The following is a 2,067-nucleotide window of genomic DNA, read 5'->3' as shown; positions in this document are numbered from 1 at the left end:
CTCCGCGGCGATCAGCTCGTACTTGTCGGTCACTGATGGCGTTGCGCGAAGAAGGCGGTCGCTTTTGAGAGGAACTCGCGCTCCATCCGGAGTTCCCGGTTCTCCTTCTCCAGCTCCTTCAACCGTGCGCGGTCGGACATCGAAAGTGGCTCTTCTTCGCCCTGGTGGGTCCGACGCCAGGTGGCCACCCAGCTCCCCAAGGTTCCCTCGTTGATACCGAGATCCTTCGCGATCGCCGATACCGGCCGACCCGAATCGATGACGAGTTTCACGGCCTCGTCCTTGTACTCGGGCGTGTACCGCCTCCGCGACTGACTCATTGATCTCCTCCGCTCACGGATCAATTATCCCACATAGGGATCACTGTCCGAAGAACGGGGACCACCTCACACGTCCGGCTTCTGGGCGAGCAACTGCTCCATGTTCACGTTGCTGCTGTGGAAAAGCTGCGGCACCTTCGTGATCGACGGCTGCACGGCCTGCAGGAACGGGATCGTGCTCACGTTCTGCTGGATCGCGACCAGCTTGTCGCCGACGCCGAGCATGATGTCGGCCACGGTATGCGCCGGGAACTGCTCGGCGATGCGGTTGATCGTCGTCGGTACCGTCACCTTCGCGCCCGACAGGTCCGTCACGACATGCGTGGCGGGCGTGGCAGACGTCGTAGGTGTCGCACTGCTCTTGCTGCCGGCGTCGGCACTCGAACCCCCCGAACTCGAGCAGGCCGCCAGCGCGAACACGCTCGCGACACCGACCGCGACGGCGACCCGCGCCGGGCGGCGCGGCGAACTTACCGACCATCCCCCCAAAGAACTCACTGACAGTCCCCCCGAAACAAACGATTCACGCCGCTCGTCATGCTATGGATAATCATGGGCGGAAGTTAGCAGTGGCTAAAGACCAGCGTCAAGTAAGATCAACCCCAATAAAAAAGGGTAACCAACTCGTGAACACGATGTTTCGTCGGCCGCACCCAGCGCTTCATCGAGGAAGTTCCAGTGATATCTTTGGCCGCGTTTCAGCCCCGCTCGACCGTGCGGGCGCCTGACGGCCGTGAATCGACCCGGGTCCGGTCGCAGCCTGCCGGAAATCGACTGACCGGAAATCGACCGGGCCGAAGAAGTTCGGCACCACACCGAGCGCCGACTGTGGTTTTTTCTGCCCAAACTGCCGCCGCGTTCCCGGGGATACCGCAGGTTAAGATCGGCAGACAGCTGACGTGCCGTGCGGGCCGAGCCTCCTTTCCGAAGACTTTTCCGACGTGCGACAGCGGGCGCGGACTCCGCCGCGACCAGGCCGAGATTCGCGGCGCGACCGTACGCCACAGAAATCGACAGAAACATGACGCGGACAGCGCACGGATCCTGGGGCGAAGAGCACACCCTGCCACCGGCGCCGTTCGGAGCCGGCGTCCGGGCCAGTGTAGTGGAATTCTACAGATCATCGCAAGTGCGGAGATTTTCGCGGCCCATGAGCCGCGGATGCGGAGGGGCGAAGGATGATCCGCCACTTTCCGTAGCAACTTGACTACAAATAGGCAGCGCGCAAACTATCCGGCCGGAAAAGGCGGGGACTCGCGGCCGCCGTCACTCCAGAGGACCACCGTCCTCGCCGCGGATGCAGGCTCCAGAGGCTGCGATCGTCAGCGCACGACCAGCCCCACGATCAGCCGCGACACCGCTCTCGCTCCAGCCGGGGCGGGCTGTCCGACAAGCGGACCACGCCGGTCTCGTAGGCGAAGACGACCGTCTGCGCCGGTCCCGCAGTTCCAGCTTGGCCGGGATCCACCCGACGCGGGTCTTCGCCGTGGCTTCCGACGGCACCAGCCGGGCCGCGATCTCGGCCTTGGAACGGCCGGACCTGCCGAATGCAACAGAGCCCTGCGTTTTGCATGCCATCGTCCGCCCGATCGTCCGCCCGATCGCCACAACCATGATCACCACCGGCGGTCGCGGACCGTTACGGGGAAAGGCTTACCGACCTTTAATGCGCGAGGTCGGCTGATTGATCATGGGATGGTGTCAAGGTCAACCCGGTGCCCGCCAGGCAGCCCTCGAGCAGGTCAGG

At 64.0% G+C, this 2,067-nt stretch carries 1 protein-coding gene and 1 pseudogene; both read right to left on the bottom strand.

What is annotated here, in order from left to right; all coding sequences use genetic code 11:
• A pseudogene (locus tag FF36_RS31195) lies at positions 1-320 on the bottom strand (transposase); the annotation flags it as partial.
• A gap of 66 nt (positions 321-386) precedes the next feature.
• Positions 387-740: a TroA family protein gene (locus FF36_RS31190; RefSeq protein WP_199865571.1), complete on the bottom strand. Its 354-nt coding sequence runs from the start codon at positions 738-740 to the stop codon at positions 387-389.
• Between the last annotated feature and the right edge of the window lie 1,327 nt (positions 741-2,067).

Origin of the sequence: Frankia torreyi (assembly GCF_000948395.1) — a bacterium.
GTDB classification, from domain to species: domain Bacteria; phylum Actinomycetota; class Actinomycetes; order Frankiales; family Frankiaceae; genus Frankia; species Frankia torreyi.
The sequence above is the reverse complement of the archived record's forward strand: the minus strand, read 5'-3'. Positions and strand labels throughout refer to the sequence as shown.